At 48.6% G+C, this 17,198-nt stretch carries 14 protein-coding genes, 1 pseudogene and 1 other annotated feature; all 15 genes and pseudogenes read right to left on the bottom strand.

The window, feature by feature from the left end; all coding sequences use genetic code 11:
* Window positions 1–214: pseudogene (locus AMS66_RS34115) on the bottom strand (septum site-determining protein MinC); the annotation flags it as partial.
* Between the two features lie 73 nt (window positions 215–287).
* Window positions 288–821 carry a rod shape-determining protein MreD gene (gene mreD / locus AMS66_RS23415; RefSeq protein WP_053783093.1) on the bottom strand — a complete coding sequence of 178 codons (534 nt, stop codon included), beginning with the start codon at window positions 819–821 and terminating at the stop codon, window positions 288–290.
* The gene (gene mreC / locus AMS66_RS23420) at window positions 821–1,693 is read right to left on the bottom strand and encodes a rod shape-determining protein MreC (RefSeq protein WP_053783094.1); all 873 of its coding nucleotides are present in this window, start codon (window positions 1,691–1,693) and stop codon (window positions 821–823) included. The genes mreD and mreC overlap by 1 nt, the downstream gene beginning before the upstream one ends.
* A 188-nt stretch (window positions 1,694–1,881) precedes the next feature.
* A complete protein-coding gene (locus AMS66_RS23425; RefSeq protein ID WP_053783095.1) occupies window positions 1,882–2,916 on the bottom strand; it encodes a rod shape-determining protein in 1,035 nt (344 codons plus the stop codon).
* A gap of 194 nt (window positions 2,917–3,110) precedes the next feature.
* Window positions 3,111–3,800 (bottom strand): RadC family protein, encoded by a 690-nt coding sequence (gene radC, locus AMS66_RS23430; protein ID WP_053783096.1) that lies wholly within the window; start codon window positions 3,798–3,800, stop codon window positions 3,111–3,113.
* Window positions 3,801–3,835: 35 nt separating this feature from the next.
* Window positions 3,836–4,447 carry a Maf family protein gene (locus AMS66_RS23435; RefSeq protein WP_053783097.1) on the bottom strand — a complete coding sequence of 204 codons (612 nt, stop codon included), beginning with the start codon at window positions 4,445–4,447 and terminating at the stop codon, window positions 3,836–3,838.
* 91 nt (window positions 4,448–4,538) lie between these two features.
* Window positions 4,539–4,781, bottom strand: a complete 243-nt coding sequence (locus AMS66_RS23440; RefSeq protein WP_024633972.1) for a DUF4321 domain-containing protein — start codon at window positions 4,779–4,781, stop codon at window positions 4,539–4,541.
* A gap of 145 nt (window positions 4,782–4,926) precedes the next feature.
* Entirely contained in the window at window positions 4,927–6,123 is a 1,197-nt protein-coding gene (locus AMS66_RS23445) for an SPOR domain-containing protein (RefSeq protein ID WP_053783098.1), read from the bottom strand.
* A 120-nt stretch (window positions 6,124–6,243) separates the two neighbouring features.
* On the bottom strand, window positions 6,244–7,563 hold the full coding sequence (gene murC, locus AMS66_RS23450) for a UDP-N-acetylmuramate--L-alanine ligase (protein WP_053783099.1): 1,320 nt from the start codon (window positions 7,561–7,563) through the stop codon (window positions 6,244–6,246).
* A 56-nt stretch (window positions 7,564–7,619) separates the two neighbouring features.
* Window positions 7,620–8,996 (bottom strand): bifunctional folylpolyglutamate synthase/dihydrofolate synthase, encoded by a 1,377-nt coding sequence (locus AMS66_RS23455; RefSeq protein WP_053783100.1) that lies wholly within the window; start codon window positions 8,994–8,996, stop codon window positions 7,620–7,622.
* Between the two features lie 77 nt (window positions 8,997–9,073).
* Complete coding sequence (locus AMS66_RS23460) at window positions 9,074–11,740, bottom strand: valine--tRNA ligase (protein ID WP_053783101.1); 2,667 nt, start codon at window positions 11,738–11,740, stop codon at window positions 9,074–9,076.
* A gap of 58 nt (window positions 11,741–11,798) precedes the next feature.
* Window positions 11,799–12,078 (bottom strand) — a binding site (T-box leader).
* Window positions 12,079–12,236: 158 nt separating this feature from the next.
* Window positions 12,237–13,712 (bottom strand): LysM peptidoglycan-binding domain-containing protein, encoded by a 1,476-nt coding sequence (locus AMS66_RS23465; protein WP_053783102.1) that lies wholly within the window; start codon window positions 13,710–13,712, stop codon window positions 12,237–12,239.
* A 136-nt stretch (window positions 13,713–13,848) separates the two neighbouring features.
* The gene (locus AMS66_RS23470) at window positions 13,849–14,757 is read right to left on the bottom strand and encodes an RluA family pseudouridine synthase (protein WP_053783103.1); all 909 of its coding nucleotides are present in this window, start codon (window positions 14,755–14,757) and stop codon (window positions 13,849–13,851) included.
* Window positions 14,754–16,058: a glutamate-1-semialdehyde 2,1-aminomutase gene (gene hemL, locus AMS66_RS23475; protein ID WP_053783104.1), complete on the bottom strand. Its 1,305-nt coding sequence runs from the start codon at window positions 16,056–16,058 to the stop codon at window positions 14,754–14,756. The genes AMS66_RS23470 and hemL overlap by 4 nt, the downstream gene beginning before the upstream one ends.
* 120 nt (window positions 16,059–16,178) lie before the next feature.
* Window positions 16,179–17,180 (bottom strand): porphobilinogen synthase, encoded by a 1,002-nt coding sequence (gene hemB / locus AMS66_RS23480; RefSeq protein WP_053783105.1) that lies wholly within the window; start codon window positions 17,178–17,180, stop codon window positions 16,179–16,181.
* Between the last annotated feature and the right edge of the window lie 18 nt (window positions 17,181–17,198).

Here is a 17,198-nt window from a genome sequence, read left to right on the forward strand (position 1 = left end):
CAAGAATTGCTTCTTTCTGGTCCTCCGTCACTTCCCGGCTGCCCAGTTTGATATCCACATGAACAATCGGTCCGGTCAAAATATTTTGATGGCTGTGTTCCAGCTTATAGCGGAGCTCGTAGAGCAATTCCTCGAATTCACATTGATCGTCCAACAGGAAAACCAGGCCGTCTCGGATGCCTTTAATCGTTACGTGATTCGATTTTACCGTCATAAGCCTGTCCCTCCCATCTCATTACATTTCGTGCCCGGGTCCCCAAGTTCCTGCTTCTCACTCCAAAAATGGTTCAAGAAGCTTCTTGTGCTTTGCTCTTTCTCTTACCAATCCGCTCCAGTTGTTTCCGAAGAGGAACATAAATGATCAGCGCGAACACAAAATGAATAAACAAATTGGGAATCATATACTCAAGCAACGCCCAGTCAAATGTCACGTGATTGAGTTGGAAGAGCTTGTACAGAAAGAATAACATGGTGTCATTCAGCAGACTTCCCAAAAGGACGACGGAAACCATAACAGGCAGTGGTGCACGCGGCGCTTGGAAAATAAGTCCCATCATATATGCTGACAATCCCATAGAGAATCCGTAGGGTCCAATCATTTCGCCGTAAAATACGACGTCGTGCAACAGTCCAAATAGTATGCCAAGCACCAACGCTGTGTGCCGATGATGATATACAGCGATAAATAAAATCACGATGTAAACCAGATTGGCAGAAATGCGCATTTGCCAGCCCGAAGGAATGAGTAGCGGAAGGATCGTTCCTTCAACAATGAACAAAACGAACAGCACCAGGAATAAGACTTGCTTACGCGTCACCATTACTCTTTTACCTCAGGTGGGATGATCACAATCAGCTCTTTCCAGTCCAGAAAGCTTGCATATGGCTTAATAATCGCAGTTCGTGTCAAACCGTATTCCCCAACTTCAACCTTCTCCACTTCCCCTATCCGCATGTACTTCGGAAAATTGTTGATAATTCCAGAGGAGATGATTTCATCACCCTTCTTGATATTGGAGTCTTCCGAAATCTTGGTCATTTTGAGCATACCTGTCTTCGGATCATAACTCTCGATCATGCCAAACACTTTTTCTTTACCAACTGCTGTAGCTGCAATGGCATTGGATGTTGGATCATTGGCGTCCATGGAAGTCAACAGATTCACTGTGGACGTATATGAGCTGACATGACTGACAACCCCAACCAGCCCTTCCTGAGAAGTGACGGCCATCCCAGGTTTAATCCCTGCATTTTCACCGATGTCGATATTAATCGTTCTGCTGTTTGGGTCGGAATTGGCACTGATAACTTGAGCAATTCGTGAACCGTAGTTATACCGATTCTTTTGTTCCTCGGTAAAATTGAGAGCTTTCTGGAGCTGTTCATTCACCTGTTCCATATCATTGTATTTCAGCCGATCTCGGGTATAGTGACCCATTGCTATGCGAAGTTCTTCATTTTCTTGATATACCGTACGCATGTTCGCCAAATCTTTGAAAAAGCCCGCTACAGAAGAAGCGGGCTTGTAAAATACGTATTGTACAAATCCGACTGAATCCTTCAGGAATTTCTCCGGCCAGGATAGAGCGGTTCGCGGACCGAGCGTAAAGCCCATTAACGCGATAAATGTAACAAGGCCCACCAGCAAAACAAAAAGTCTTTTGTTACCCAGCAGTTTAAACAGTTCGACCACCCTCTAACATCCATTATTCTCTTCCGAGCCATGCCCGGCGGGGAGACTGTCAGACTTATAGTCCCTTCGAGAATATCAGTCAATTCTCCCCGGGTATGCGGGTAATAGCTCTCCCAGCCTAAGCCAGGTCCTCTTCGTTGATATCATGCCCCTTGGTCGATAAGCGAGCCAAGCAAGGGAGTAATCAATTATCGTTTGGAACGAACTGCCGAACTGCTTCTGCTCTTGAATAAATGGATATTCTCAAGCGCTTTACCTGTTCCGATTGCAACGCAATCGAGCGGGTTCTCTGCTACGATAACAGGCATTCCTGTCTCACCAGCAAGCAGCTTGTCCAGATTGCGAAGCAATGCACCGCCACCTGTGAGAACAATACCACGGTCCATAATATCCGCTGCCAGCTCAGGAGGACATTTCTCAAGTGTTACTTTTACAGCTTCAACAATGGCATTCACCGTATCTGCCAGAGCTTCACTGATTTCGTCTGATGTAATCGTAATCGTCTTCGGCAGACCTGTAACGAGGTCACGTCCACGAATTTCCATTGTTTCCACTTGCTCAAGTGGCATAGCTGATCCGATATCCATCTTCAACTGCTCGGATGTACGTTCACCGATCATCAGATTATACTGGCGTTTAATGTATTGAATAACGGATTCATCCATCTCGTCACCAGCTACTCGAACCGAACGACTCGTTACAATCCCACCCAGGGAAATAACAGCCACTTCGGTTGTACCGCCACCGATATCCACCACCATACTTCCCGTTGGCTCCCATACCGGTAGATCTGCACCAATTGCAGCCGCAAAGGGCTCTTCAATCGTGTAGGCTTCACGTGCACCCGCTTGTTTTGTCGCATCTTCAACGGCACGTTGTTCTACCGCAGTAATCCCGGATGGTACACATACCATCACGTTAGGATGACGTTGGAACATGGAGCGTTGCTTTTGCGCCTGACGAATAAAGTATTTGAGCATTGTTGCCGTGATGTCGAAATCTGCAATAACGCCGTCTTTCATTGGACGAATTGCACGAATGTTACCTGGTGTACGTCCAATCATTTTTTTGGCAGATTCCCCGACTGCCTCAATGCTTTTTGTATCCGTCCGCAGAGCGACTACCGAAGGTTCGCGCACCACAATTCCTTTTCCACGTACATAAACCAAAGTATTCGCTGTCCCCAAATCAATACCCAAATCTTTCGTAAAACCACCAAACATGACGTAATCTCCTTTTCTGCCTCATATAGCCGCCCCGGTTAATCAAGAGCGTTTCATTTTCATTCCCACCACAATGGCGGAGCTAATATTCGCATTTGTTTTGTGTTGCATTGTTTTGCATTTGTAAAGTGAACCTATCTTCTACGGACAACGCCGTCAACATTCATAGGAAAACATCAACGCCAACCATTATATTATACTAAGCCCTTCTCCTTCAAACTTACGTACGTTCCATCTCCGATAATAATGTGATCCAGCACGTCTATGCCAACAATTGCGCCGGCCTCGATCAGTCTTTTGGTTATTTGGATGTCCTCTGGACTAGGCGTAGGATCACCACTGGGATGGTTGTGTGCGCACACAATAGAGGCGCTGCTGCATTTGATGGCAGCCCGGAACACTTCACGCGGATGTACAATCGAAGCGTTAAGGCTACCCATGGAGAGTGTTTCCTGGGCAATAATGTGGTTTTTGCTATTCAGGAATAGACACACAAAGTGTTCTTTCTGCAAGTAACGCAATTGTTCGGTAAGGATATCGGCCGCATCACGAGGGGTACGGATTGAAGTTGACTGTGTAAGTCTGCTCTTCGCAATCCGATGACCAAGCTCAATGCTGGCTTTCAACTGTACAGCCTTGGCCATGCCGATTCCCTTCATCGCAGTCAATTCTTCCATGCTCAAATCCATCAACGAGCGAATTCCACCCGCTTCGGTCAGAATCCGCTGTGCCATATGCACTGCGGATTCCTGTCTTGTACCTGTTCGAAGTAAGATGGCCAGCAATTCAGCATGGCTTAAGGCGCCCGCCCCGTATTCCATCATGCGTTCTCTCGGGCGTTCTTCCTGGGGGATGTCGCGCATCATATATTGAGGCGACTCCATATGTTCCCTCTTTTCAGATCGTCAATTGCGGAATTTCATGTACGCGGCAGTACATGTATGCCGAATCCATCCAGCATATCGCTAAGCAAGGACAACGGTAGGCCCACCACATTGAAATAACATCCTTCAACACGGTCTATCAGTGAAGCACCAATGCCCTGAATGGCATATGATCCTGCCTTGTCCGAAGGCTCCCCGGTCTGAACATACGCACGAATCGTAGCGTCAGACAGTTCCTTCATCGTTACTTCAGTCTGCCGATACTGAACCATAGATTGCCCATTGCTTGCATCGATACAGGCTACTCCCGTGAAAACACGGTGTACACGCCCCTGTAGACGAGATAACATATGTTCAGCGTCCGCTTCGTCTACGGGTTTACCAAGAATATCACCGTCCAGAACGACAACAGTGTCACTACCAACAATAACCGCATCCTGTTCACGGCCTTCCAGCTCACGATAAACGGCAAGTGCCTTGCGCATCGCAAGCTCCTGTACCGTCTGTTCAGGAGTCCATTCCGGCGGTGTATCTTCATCGGCATGACTTGGTATTACTTCAAATGCTAGATGGAGTGATGCAATCAGTTCTTTACGCCGTGGCGAAGTGGAAGCCAGAATAATGCGACGCTGTTGTGTTTTATCCAAAATAACCGGCCCCTTTTGCTACGGCGACATCCTGTCGGATCACGCTAGTAGATATCATTTTTTTGTTTCTTCGTCAAAATTCGTCATTCTCCTATAACCTGCGATACAGCCATACAGCAGCAATAATACCGATCAGACTCAGGAGGCTCATTTGAAATTGAAGTGAAATGTCATAACTGATAATATCCAGATCAGCCTGCGGCGACCAACGAATGGTCGTGGCTTTCGTTAGAAAGGCAACTGCCTTTACAGGCTGCAGTGCCTTGGCGATCCACGCACCGGCCAGCCAGCCGAGCAGCAGAAACAGCAATAACATGCCGAAGTTTTTTTTCATCGGTGATCTTCCCTCGCCATTTTTTGACACCCACATTATTATACGGGGTTTTGTACGTCAATACAAACACAAATCCGGCAAGGGGAACTATTTCCAGTTCCTTGCCGGATAGGTATTTCAAGGCTGTGTTATGGGAAAGCGTTGATTACTGTTTTATCGCTTCAAGCCATTTTTTTTGCTGTAATACATATTCCATCAGATTGGATTGTACAGACCACATATGCACATTAGCCGGATTTTTGTTGTATTCGGCAAGTGCGGTTACAGCACTGTTCATCGATTTGTCCATCGCGGATACATAGGGTTGTACCTCTGCAGTCAGACCCGATGCAATACTATTCAAACCTGTCAACCAGAGTTGATGCTGGTTCTGTAGTGCGGTCATTGTTTCGGTTGAGACGGCTTCAGGAACAGACAGACCGAGCTGCTGGATCGAGAGGGTAGACAGTTGTTCTACCAAAGTTGATCCGCTTGCGAAGAACTGCTGGACATCCTCTGCTTTTCCGCCGAATACTGCTGGATTCACTTCAGGGTTGACGATTTCCTTGACGTACAGTTCCACACCTTCGGCCTTAAGCCTTGAGCTAAGCAGTTTGGCCTCCTCACGGTCAGCCGCAATGCCTGCGTATACCCGATTACCATCCTCCGGGTCGGAGCCTGCGGCAATGCCTGCCTGGGACAGTTCCACCTTCGCTTGTTCAGCGCGTTCAGGAGAACTGAATACACCGTATTGCAGTGCATAATAACTGCCGCCTGTAGTAGCTGCCTGGAGCTGCTGTTCCGAACCTGCCACTCCATCCTGACCTGTCACAGCGGAAACCGCCTGATTGGCGGGAATCTTGCTCCCAGGATCTACGGCTCCTTCCCGATTGAAAAAAGAAAGAATAACCATGCCGAAGAGGGCACCAGTTACAAGCGCACCGCTTACTGAACCAATCATTTTCCAGCCCCTTGGGGGACGATTTCGCTTATAAGAATAGTTTTCACTATCTGCAAGCCAATTATGGTCACCATAATTCTCGTCCGACCTGTTCTCATTCTCATCTCCCGGATATTCAGTAAGATGATAATTATAATTGTATTCGGACTCATCAAGTTTCGAATCCTTGTCCGTTTTTTGGTAAGGTTCAGGTACAGTGGAGCCTGTCAGCACCGTCTCTCCCCAGTCACCGGGAATATCCTCTGGTGTCCATGAAGGAGTTGTATTCAACCGCGTTGGCGTTGGACTCTGCGGAATTTCTTCACTCAAAGCTGCAAATGTGCTGGATGTGGGTATCCCCTTGTTTTCAGGCTTGTCCGACTCGTTATCCCCAAAGCGAAACGTCATTCTAGCATTGCTCACCCCGTACCCTCTCCTTTGTCCCATTTATAACAGCTATATGCAGAGAGAATCAGAAACATTCCATTTCATGCAAAAAAACCGCCTGCTTCGAAATGAAGTCAGACGGTTCTACGAATGTATTTATTTCAACCCTTTGGCAAGTGTATCGCCAACTTTCCAGATATCACCTGCACCCATCGTGAGCACAAGATCACCTGGCTGAAGACGGTGCTGCAAATCTGCAACCACTTCTTCCTTGGTCGGAAGATAACGCGCAGAAGCATTACTGTTCTGAACGATGAGTTCAACCAGTCTGGCCGAGTGCACACCTTCAATCTGTTTTTCACCTGCAGGGGAATAGATATCGGTAATGAGAACCTCATCCGCTTCTGCAAAGGCTCGACTGAACGCATCAAGCAGGAAGAATGTACGTGTGTAACGCTGTGGCTGGAATACCGCAATGATGCGTTTCCCCGTCGCTTTGGCCGCACTGATCGTAGCCTCAATCTCAGTCGGGTGATGAGCATAATCATCAATAATCAGCATATCATGCGCTTCGCCCAGCACCTGGAATCTGCGTTTCGCTCCATGGAACTGGATAATGGCAGCCGTAATTTTCTCAAATGGGATACCTGCTTCCAAGCATGTGATAACCGTAGCCATCGCATTATAAACGTTATGTTTACCTGGAACTGACAACTCCACCGTACCCAAAACATTGCCCTGATGGCTCATCGTAAAGGAAATTCGGCGATCACCAAGCACGATATCTGTTGCCATATAATCAGCAGCATAATCAATACCATATGTGGTCACCCGTGATTTCAGATCTGGCAAAATGGCTTGAACATTCTCATCATCAGCACACACAATGGCCGTGCCCTCTGGACGAATTTGACTCAGGAACTGTACATAAGCCTTTTTGAGTTCCTCAAAATCACTGTTGTAATTCTCAAGGTGATCCGCTTCAATATTCGTTACAATGCCTAGCCAAGGGTGATACTGCAAAAACGAACCGTCACTTTCGTCTGCCTCTGCAACAACCCAGTCGCCTTGGCCTGCCTTGGCGTTAGTACCCACGTTCATGATTTCCCCGCCAATGATGTATGTCGGGTCTGTATCACATTTTTCCATAACGAGTGCAATCATGGATGAAGTGGTTGTTTTGCCATGAGCCCCGGCCACAGCCACACCCTTGCGCTCGTTCAGCAAACGCGCCAGCATCTGGGCACGATGTAGAATCGGGATGTTCAGTTGTTTGGCTGCCACCCGCTCCACATTATCAGCCGGAGCTGCCGTAGAGTAGACAACCAAATCTGCCCCATTTACGTGCTCTGCCGTATGTCCGATATATATTTTCGCTCCCTTGGCTGCCAGCTTCTCGGTCAACTCCTGTGAAGCGACATCCGATCCGGTAACGGTGTATCCCATCTCAAGCATAACTCTCGCGATGGCACTCATGCCATATCCGCCAATCCCTATAAAATGAACGTGTTCCGATGTATTTAACAAAACTTTCACCAACCTTTTTCAGAATCGGTTTGATGCAAAAGGGCTGCCCGCACATCTGCAATCAGGTACAATGTGCCGGACACCACCCCCAGATCTTCCGCTTCCGTCCGTGACTTCAATAGATCAAGTGCCTTTGCCCATTCAGGCTCGACGATGATTTCCAGGTCCGGTTTCGCAATGGCGGGACGTACCCGTTCGACAATCTGCAGCAATTCGGCTGCATCCATTTTGCGTCGGAAATCTGGCTCGGTCAGGATCAGCGTATCCACTAGTGGCAGTATATGCTGCAAATACGCTTCGTGATGCTTATTCGCCAGCATGCCCATCATCAAAATTAACTTGTTGTGAGGATAAACGTCGATAATGCTCTTGGCCAGCGATTCTGCCCCCTCCGGATTATGCGCTCCATCCAGAATAATGCGGGGCTGATCAACCACTTTCTCGAACCGGCCTGCCCAGAAGGCATTCTCCAGTCCAAGCGCAATATCTTCATCATCCAGCATAAATGCCATGTATTGGCGAAGCAACTCCAGTACCATAAGTGCGCCCGCTGCATTGTCGCATTGATATACGCCCTGCATACGAATACGAGCGTCCAGATCACGGAACGGTCCTGTAAAATGAAAGGATTGACCGTTCTCATCACTGTCCAGTCTATGATAGGAGAAACGATCTCCCGCCAGATACACGGTTGAACTTAACCGTTGTGCGGTCTCCCGAATCACCTTCACAGCCTCTGGCTGCGTGGCACAGGTAACAACGGGTACCCCCGCCTTAATAATGCCTGCCTTCTCTCCTGCAATCGCCTCAATCGTATCTCCCAGTACATCCGTATGGTCCATACCGATATTGGTAATGACCGATACCACGGGTGTAACAATGTTCGTTACGTCCATCCTTCCCCCGAGCCCTGTCTCCCATACTACAATGTCCGGGTAGCATTCTTCCGCATAATACAGAAGGGCGATTGATGTAGACACCTCAAACATCGTAGGTGATCCAAGGGGAGTCAATGCCATCTCTTGGACCAACGGATGAAGACGATTCGCGAGTTTTAGCAGTGTCTCTTCCGGGATGTCCTCCCCGTTGTATTGAAAACGGTTCGTGAATTTGGTGATATAAGGGGATGTGAAGGTTCCAACATCATATCCCGCCTGAAGCAGCACTGACGTCAAAAAAGCGCAAGTCGAACCTTTGCCGTTCGTTCCCGCGACATGAATAAATTTGAGACGCTGGTGAGGATTGCCCAGCAATGACATCAATCCCTCGATTCGTTCCAATCCGGGTCGGATGCCGAAAGGAATAAGGCCATTGATCCAGTTGACTGCCTCGTCATAGGTAAGTAAAGGAGCTGCTTTTTCTGTCCCGTTAAGTTCCGTCATATGATTCACCTTTGGTTTGAGTTTGGTTGAAAAAAGCGGCCGGATGGCGCAAAAGCACTCCATCCGACCCGAATACATTAACCTTTCAGTTCCTTGATTCGTGCAATCACTTTATCCCGTTTATCGGAATAATCCGCTTGCTTGGCGCGCTCTTCCTCGATAACCTTGGCAGGAGCCTTGGCAACAAAGCCTTCGTTCGCCAGCTTTTTCTCCACACGGAGTACTTCGCCCTCAAGGTTCTGCAACTCTTTCTCCAGACGAGCCACTTCCTGATCAATATCAATAAGACCCGCCAGCGGCAAGTACAGCTCAGCCCCAGTAATGACAGCAGTCATTGCTTTATCCGGTGAGCTCAGATCCAGGCCGCTGTCGAACTCGGACGTATTACAGAAACGTTTGATGTAATGGCTGTTGCGTTCAATGATGCTGGATGTCTCTGCGTTGTTCGCTTTCACCATCAATTCGATTTTCTTGCTCATAGGTACATTCACTTCTGCACGGATGTTTCGCACTGCACGGATGGTATCCATAAGCAGATTCATCTCGGCAACTGCTTCTGGGTTCTCCAATGCAGGATCATATACCGGCCAGGAAGCCAACGTGATCGTCTCTCCCTCATGCGGCAGATGCTGCCAAATCTCTTCCGAGATGTAAGGCATGAACGGATGAATCAGGCGCATGGTCTGATCCAGCACATAAGCAAGCACCGATTGTGTTTTCTTCTTGGCAACCGGATCTTCCCCATAGAAGGACAACTTCGCAAACTCAATATACCAGTCACACAGGTCATCCCAAATAAAGTTATACAGCAAACGGCCTGTTTCTCCAAATTCATACGCTTCGATTAGACGCGTAATATCACGAGAAGTTTCGTTCAGGCGGTGCAAAATCCAGTAATCCGCTGTTCCAAGATCTCCACTAATATCGCGATCTTCATAGGTGAACCCTTCCAGATTCATCAGGGCGAAGCGTGATGCATTCCAGATTTTGTTCGCAAAGTTACGAGCCTGTTCCACACGCTCCCAGCGGAAACGGAGATCCTGACCCGGAGTGCTGCTGGTAGAGATCATGTAACGCATAGCATCCGCGCCATATTGCTCAATCACATCCAGCGGATCAACACCGTTGCCAAGCGATTTGGACATCTTGCGTCCGTCTGCATCACGAACAAGACCGTGCATCAGCACATCTTTGAACGGAACCTCTTCCGTGAACTCCAGAGCGGTAAAGATCATGCGCGCCACCCAGAAATAAATAATGTCATACCCTGTTACTAATACACTTGTCGGGTAATAACGTTTCAGATCTTCCGTGTCTTCCGGCCAGCCTAATGTAGAGAACGGCCATAATGCGGAGCTGAACCATGTATCCAGAACGTCTTCATCCTGTCTCAGCTTGCGCCCAGCGTATTCTGGCAGGGTTGTCGGATCTTCAGCAGATACAATAACTTCTCCAGTCTCTTCATCATACCAGGCAGGAATACGATGACCCCACCACAATTGACGAGAGATACACCAGTCACGAACATTCTCGATCCAGTTCAGATACGTTTTCTCAAAACGATCCGGAACAAAACGAACCCCTTCACCGCTTTGTTGCTTCTCAATCGCTTTCTCCGCGAGTGGCTTCATCTCAACAAACCACTGTGTCGACAAATACGGCTCAACAACAGCTCCTGTACGTTCGCTGTGTCCAACCTGATGCGTATGATCCTCGATGTTGATCAATACGCCCTGTTCTTGCAGGTCGGCAACAATCTGCTTACGGCAGTCGCTGCGATCCAGTCCCTGATATTTGCCTGCTTCGGCATTCATCGTACCCGTCTCATCCATCACCGTAATCTGTGGCAGATCATGACGAAGGCCCACTTCAAAGTCATTCGGATCATGAGCAGGCGTAATTTTCACGGCGCCGCTTCCGAAATCTTTATCTACATACTCATCTGCAATAACCGGAATTTCGCGTCCGATAATAGGCAGAACAAGCACCTTGCCAATCATATCTGCGTAACGCTCATCCTTCGGATGAACAGCAACTGCCGTATCTCCCAGCATCGTTTCCGGGCGAGTTGTCGCTACTGTAACATACCCACTTCCGTCTTTGAGCGGATAACGCAGATGGTACAAGTGACCCTGAACTTCTTTATATTCAACCTCAATGTCGGACAGTGCAGTCCGGTTCACTGGGTCCCAGTTAATAATTCGTTTGCCTCGATAAATGAGGCCTTTTTCATACAGTTGAACAAACACTTTACGCACAGCCTGGGATAGACCTTCATCCAGTGTAAAACGTTCACGCGAGTAGTCGAGCGACAAGCCCATTTTGCCCCATTGCTGACGAATCGTTGTTGCGTATTGTTCTTTCCAGTCCCATACTCTCTCCAGAAACTTCTCACGTCCCAGATCATACCGAGTCTGACCTTCTTCACGCAATTTCTGCTCCACTTTGGTTTGGGTAGCAATCCCTGCATGGTCAGAACCCGGCAACCATAGTGCATCATAGCCCTGCATCCGCTTGGTACGAATCAGAATATCCTGCAGTGTAAAATCGAGCGCATGCCCGATATGGAGCATTCCGGTTACGTTCGGGGGTGGAATTACAATCGTATAAGGCTCAGCATCTTTACGCTGGCCTGCCTTGAAATATCCATTTTCCATCCAAGTGGAATACCATTTTTGTTCCGCAGCTTTCGGATCATACGTGGTCGGCATCTCTGTTGCAGCTGAATTTTTTTGTTCAGACATGTGTCATTCCTCCGTTACTTATTCATCATCGCCAAAAAACAAAAAAACCTTTCATCCATCAAAGGACGAAAGGTTAGCTTTCGCGGTACCACCTTTGTTTCACGCAGATAGAAAGATAGACTACCCCTTCTGTACTTACGTGACACTTCAAGCAGATAACGGCTGCGACCGGCCCATCCTACCTTAGGAATGAATGATACTAAAGTTACTCATCCCTTGTATTCAAACAGGCAACTCCCGGGCGACTTCGATCAGTTGGTTCCTACGGAATTTCCCAGCGCTACAATCCCGCTCTCTGAAAGGTCATACTGTCTACTACTCCCGATCCACGTTGTTCTTCAAAAAACCTAAACACATCATACCCTGCCCGTGCCCGATAGTCAACCTGACAACAGCGGAAAAAGCGCGCTGCAATGCAGGTTGAGGGCTGACAAAGCAAAAACCCGCCATCCTCAAGGGATCACGGGTCGAAATGGTCATTAAACCAGCCTACAGGTTAAGGGATATATAGAATCTGTCCTTCTTCCACAACCTGTTCGGACAAACGATTATACAACTGGAGCTCTCGGGTACTTAACTGATATCGGTCTGCAATGGTATCGAGCGTCTCTTCACGCTGTACAATGCATAACTTCACTTTACGGAACGGGGTCTGATCAACAATGGTGCCGAGAAACAGCTTCTTCCACTCTACATCATCAGGCGAGTATGCTTCTTGCTGCTGGACTCCAGCAAGTGCCTCTTGCTCCCGTTCAGCCTCCGCCTCCCGTGTCACCCTGCCAGAGGATAACAAGGAGGAGATGCCTACGCCCTCTTCCTGTTTGGGTGCAGATTCTCTCTTGCTGCCAAAAGCAACCTTAAGCTCCGGCTTGTCTTCCGTCTCAGCCACAGGTTCAGGGATAAAAGATTCTTTTTCAGCGGGTTCACTCGTCTCCCCCGCTTCAAGAGGAGGTGTGTTTTCCTCCGAAATTTCCGGTTCAGACGTTGCAAAGGCATCCTGCCAGTTTTCTGAATGCGAACCCGCCGGGACATCTGCAACCGCCTGATTCTCTTGTTTGGGTTCAGATCGGGCAGATTCAAAATGCCAAACGTTCGGTGCTGCCGGTTCATCCGAAGGCTGCGAGTCCAGTTTGGAATCGGCCTGTTCCGAGTTCCTTGAGTTTGTATGTAAGGTCTCGACGGAAGGCTCGGACCAAACAGACGGCTCTTCAGCCAGAGGAAGCAAAGGCTCAGATTCAGGGTAAGAAGCCAACCTGTCGGCTGTCTCCGCCAAAAAAGACGAAACTGGAGAAGGCGTATCGGAGAACACTTCCGCTTGCGCATCATCCTCCTTGTCCCTCAAGGACGAGGACTCTTCGTTTTCAGCCAATATTTTGCTTTGCTCCGCGTTCCCATCCCCATGCTGCCAGGACTGAAACTGTTCAGGAGAAGCTTGAAATAGATGTTCCTGCTGCAATTCCTCTTCGCTCCGTTGAAGCAGATATTCCTGAGCAAATACATTGGGATAGCTGCCTGTCTGCTCTGTTTCAGCCGAACGGTCGCTCTGCTGAGGGTCGGGCGAATGTACAACGGTAAACTCATCTGCTGACCAGACCTGCGGCTCCTCCACCGGAAAGCCCTCAATGCCGCGAAGCGACAATACGCCTGTAATGTTCAAACTTCGGTTGGATAACAAATCGACGTCAAAATTTTCGATCTCAATGGAAATATCCTCAAGCGATCTTACCCGGTTCAGGGGTACTGTGATCTCCACCGGGATAAAATGTTTGAGTTCCTCCGAGATCTCGTTCTCTCCCCGATACGCACCTGTTAGCAAAAGATGGCCTCGCAATGTGGCATGATCATCCTGACCTATCACCTGAATGCGGGGGTATAACTCAATTTCCTCCAGTTCCTCAATCGCAGGGACTCCCTCTGACAAATGAACGCGCTCATAAATATCGAACCGCAAACCATAAGGTTGATTCAACAAAGGTGGCGTCCTCCTTTCGGCATATGTTCACCATGATCCTTCTCATGGGACTGATCCATGGTCCAAATCCTTCGTTACCCCATCTATATGCCTTGAATGAGATGAGCATGCCACCTTTTGTGCAAACCTTTCCGGTTTATTGGTCCTTGCCTTCACGTTGTGCCAGTTGTTCGAAATCCGGCGGCCAAGGGTCAGCCACTTCAATTCGTACCCCTGTCAGCGGATGACCAAAACTCAGTGTCTCACCATGAAGCGCCTGCCGGCCAATTGAATCCTTTCTGCCCCCGTATAACTCATCTCCAATAAGGGGGTGTCCTGCATAACTTAAATGCACCCGAATCTGGTGTGTGCGTCCTGTATCCAGTGTCAGCCGTACAAGGGTAGCTCTATCCCATACCTCCACAATCTCCACATGGGTTACCGCTTCCTGCCCACCTTCCGAGACACGTCTGCGTTGCTTGTGATGCCTGTCCTTTCCAATTGGAGCATCAATCGTATTCAACTCCTTGGATATCTGACCACCTGCAATGGCGACGTAATGGCGGCCAATGTCTTTACGCCGCATCGCTTCATCCAGTTTGGCGAGGGCAAAAGCATTTTTGGCATATAAAACAGGACCCGTTGTGTCCTCGTCCAGACGATGAACATGGCGTACATTAGCCTGGATGCTACTCATTTCGTAATAGGAGGCAACCGCATGATCCAGTGTAATAGATAGATTCGCACGGCTCCCATCGGGATGCAGCTTCATTCCTGCCGGTTTATGCACGACCAGACAGAAATCATCCTCATACAAAACATCAATATCTGCCCACCTAGGCTCAACATCGATTGGCTGAGACGCAAAAAGGGCCAGCCGAAGCCGGTCCCCTGCCAGTTGTATGCCCTGATTCGTCTTTAGCTGACGCAACATTTTCTCTGGTATCTGAAGTTCAGACAGAAGCCACTGCTCTGCAGCAGCCTGTCTGTCTGAACTTCCTGTCACCACTTTGCCTGGCATCAGCTCAAGCCATTCCCCACGGCGTTTCCAACTTTTAATGGTCATAATGATTGAAGCGCCTTACGGTTCGCCTCGATCGTATCGTCAATATCCTGCTCCGTATGCACGCCAGAGACAAACATGCCTTCGTATTGGGAAGGTGCAACACTTACACCTTGATCAATCATGGCCGCAAAGTAACGACGGAATTGATCCAGATTGCTTTCTTTGGCAATATCATAATTCGTAACCGGAACAGCACTGAAAAATGGACAAACCATTGAACCAACACGGTTAATCGTAATCGCGACACCCGTCTCTGCTGCATTCTTTTCAAACCCGACCTGCAAGCGTGCAGACAGCGTCTCCAAGCGGTCATAGACCTCCGGTGTCAGCAATTTGAGCGTGGTATAGCCTGCTGCCATAGCCAGCGGATTGCCGCTCAATGTACCTGCCTGATAGATCGGTCCGGTCGGAGCAATCTGTTCCATCAGATCGCGTCTGCCGCCATAAGCGCCGACCGGAAGCCCGCCGCCGATGACTTTACCCAAGCAGGTCAGGTCAGGTGTAACGCCGTATCTTCCCTGTGCACAGTTCAGTCCCACACGGAAACCGGTCATGACCTCGTCAAAAATGAGCAGGCTGCCGTATTGAGACGTCAAACTGCGCAGTCCTTCAAGAAAGCCCGGAACAGGAGGCACAACGCCCATATTACCGGCTACAGGCTCCACAATGATGGCAGCCAGTTCTTCACCGTAACGTTCAAAAGAAAGCTTCACCGACTCCAGGTCATTGTATGGAACCGTTATCGTATTTATAGCCACACCTTCAGGAACACCCGGGCTGTCGGGCAGACCAAGAGTCGCTACGCCAGATCCCGCTTTAATTAGCAAGCTGTCGGCATGACCGTGATACGAGCCTTCAAACTTCAAAATTTTACTACGTCCTGTTACACCACGTGCCAGACGAATCGCACTCATCGTCGCTTCTGTACCAGAATTCACCATCCGCACAATATCAATCGACGGCACACGTTCACAGACGAGTTTTGCCATCTCTGTCTCCAGCAACGTTGGCGCACCAAAGCTGGTTCCTTTAAGGGCTGTCTCACGCAATGCTTCTACAACGTCAGGATGTGCATGTCCCATAATGAGCGGACCCCATGATCCCACATAATCAATAAAAACATTGCTATCAATATCATAGATTTTGGAGCCTTCTCCGCGCTCTGCATAGATCGGGGTAAGCCCAACCGATTTGAACGCCCGAACCGGGCTGTTTACACCTCCAGGTATGTACTGCTTGGCTTCTTCAAATGCGCTGCGTGAGCGCTCATCATTGCGACGAGTTCCTTGTTGTGCAGTCATGAACATCCTCCTTAGTGATGAGTCCCCTCCAAACTTTATTGGAGGGGCCTTTTATATAATTTTGATTAACCATAATAAGTTTTGTTCATCCTAGCTGTTATTGAAGCAACCTGTTATTTCTTATTTCTCTGCCAACCAGCGTGAAGCGTCTTTTCCGTAGTACGTAATAATCATATCTGCACCCGCACGTTTCATACTCAACAGAATTTCCATAGCCACTTTCTTCTCATCAATCCAGCCTTGAATCGCCGCTGCCTTCACCATGGCATACTCTCCACTTACGTTATAAGCAACCAGTGGTAGATCGAATTGGTCCTTGATCGTACGCATGACATCCAGATAGGACAGTGAAGGTTTCACCATCAACATGTCCGCTCCTTCCATCACATCGGTTTCGGCTTCACGCAATGCTTCACGAGCGTTCGCCGGGTCCATCTGATACGACTTACGATCTCCGAATTGTGGCGTTGAATCCGCAGCTTCGCGGAATGGACCGTAAAATGCCGACGCATATTTCACCGCATAGGACATAATCGGAATGTGACTGAAACCATTCTCATCCAGTCCAGCACGGATCGCTTGAACGAATCCGTCCATCATGTTGGAAGGAGCAATGATGTCCGCACCTGCCTTAGCTTGGGATACTGCCGTTTTCACGAGCAGATCCAGCGATTCGTCATTGAGAACATCTCCGCAAATGTGACCGTCCACTTCAACGGTGTGCACCATGCCACAATGACCATGATCCGTGAATTCGCACAGACAGGTATCAGCAACAACCAGCAGCTCAGGATACCAGGATTTAATCAGCTTCGTCGCTTCCTGTACAATGCCATCTTCCGCGAACCCAGACGAACCGACACTATCTTTGGTTTCGGGAATACCGAATAACAGCACAGCCGGAATACCCAGTTCGGCAATCTCCCTCACTTCTTCCTGCAGACGATCCAACGAGAAGCGGAATACGCCCGGCATGGATTTGATCTCGGATTTTACATTTTCACCATAAGTCACATAGATCGGTTGGATAAAGTCATCCACAGTCAAATGGGTCTCTCTCACCATATTTCGAATACCTGTAGATTGACGTAAACGGCGATGCCGTACAATTGGAAAACTCATACGTGTGAAACCTCCCTA

The organism is Paenibacillus xylanivorans, from assembly GCF_001280595.1.
Lineage (GTDB): Bacteria > Bacillota > Bacilli > Paenibacillales > Paenibacillaceae > Paenibacillus > Paenibacillus xylanivorans.

Excerpts from the sequence above, each read along its gene's own strand:
- mreD (WP_053783093.1), bottom strand. The coding sequence starts at position 821 with ATGGTGACGCGTAAGCAAGTCTTATTCCTGGTGCTGTTCGTTTTGTTC.
- AMS66_RS23425 (WP_053783095.1), bottom strand. The coding sequence starts at position 2,916 with ATGTTTGGTGGTTTTACGAAAGATTTGGGTATTGATTTGGGGACAGCG.
- radC (WP_053783096.1), bottom strand. The coding sequence starts at position 3,800 with ATGGAGTCGCCTCAATATATGATGCGCGACATCCCCCAGGAAGAACGC.
- AMS66_RS23440 (WP_024633972.1), bottom strand. The coding sequence starts at position 4,781 with ATGAAAAAAAACTTCGGCATGTTATTGCTGTTTCTGCTGCTCGGCTGG.
- murC (WP_053783099.1), bottom strand. The coding sequence starts at position 7,563 with ATGAGTGCCATCGCGAGAGTTATGCTTGAGATGGGATACACCGTTACC.
- AMS66_RS23455 (WP_053783100.1), bottom strand. The coding sequence starts at position 8,996 with ATGACGGAACTTAACGGGACAGAAAAAGCAGCTCCTTTACTTACCTAT.
- AMS66_RS23460 (WP_053783101.1), bottom strand. The coding sequence starts at position 11,740 with ATGTCTGAACAAAAAAATTCAGCTGCAACAGAGATGCCGACCACGTAT.
- AMS66_RS23470 (WP_053783103.1), bottom strand. The coding sequence starts at position 14,757 with ATGACCATTAAAAGTTGGAAACGCCGTGGGGAATGGCTTGAGCTGATG.
- hemL (WP_053783104.1), bottom strand. The coding sequence starts at position 16,058 with ATGACTGCACAACAAGGAACTCGTCGCAATGATGAGCGCTCACGCAGC.
- hemB (WP_053783105.1), bottom strand. The coding sequence starts at position 17,180 with ATGAGTTTTCCAATTGTACGGCATCGCCGTTTACGTCAATCTACAGGT.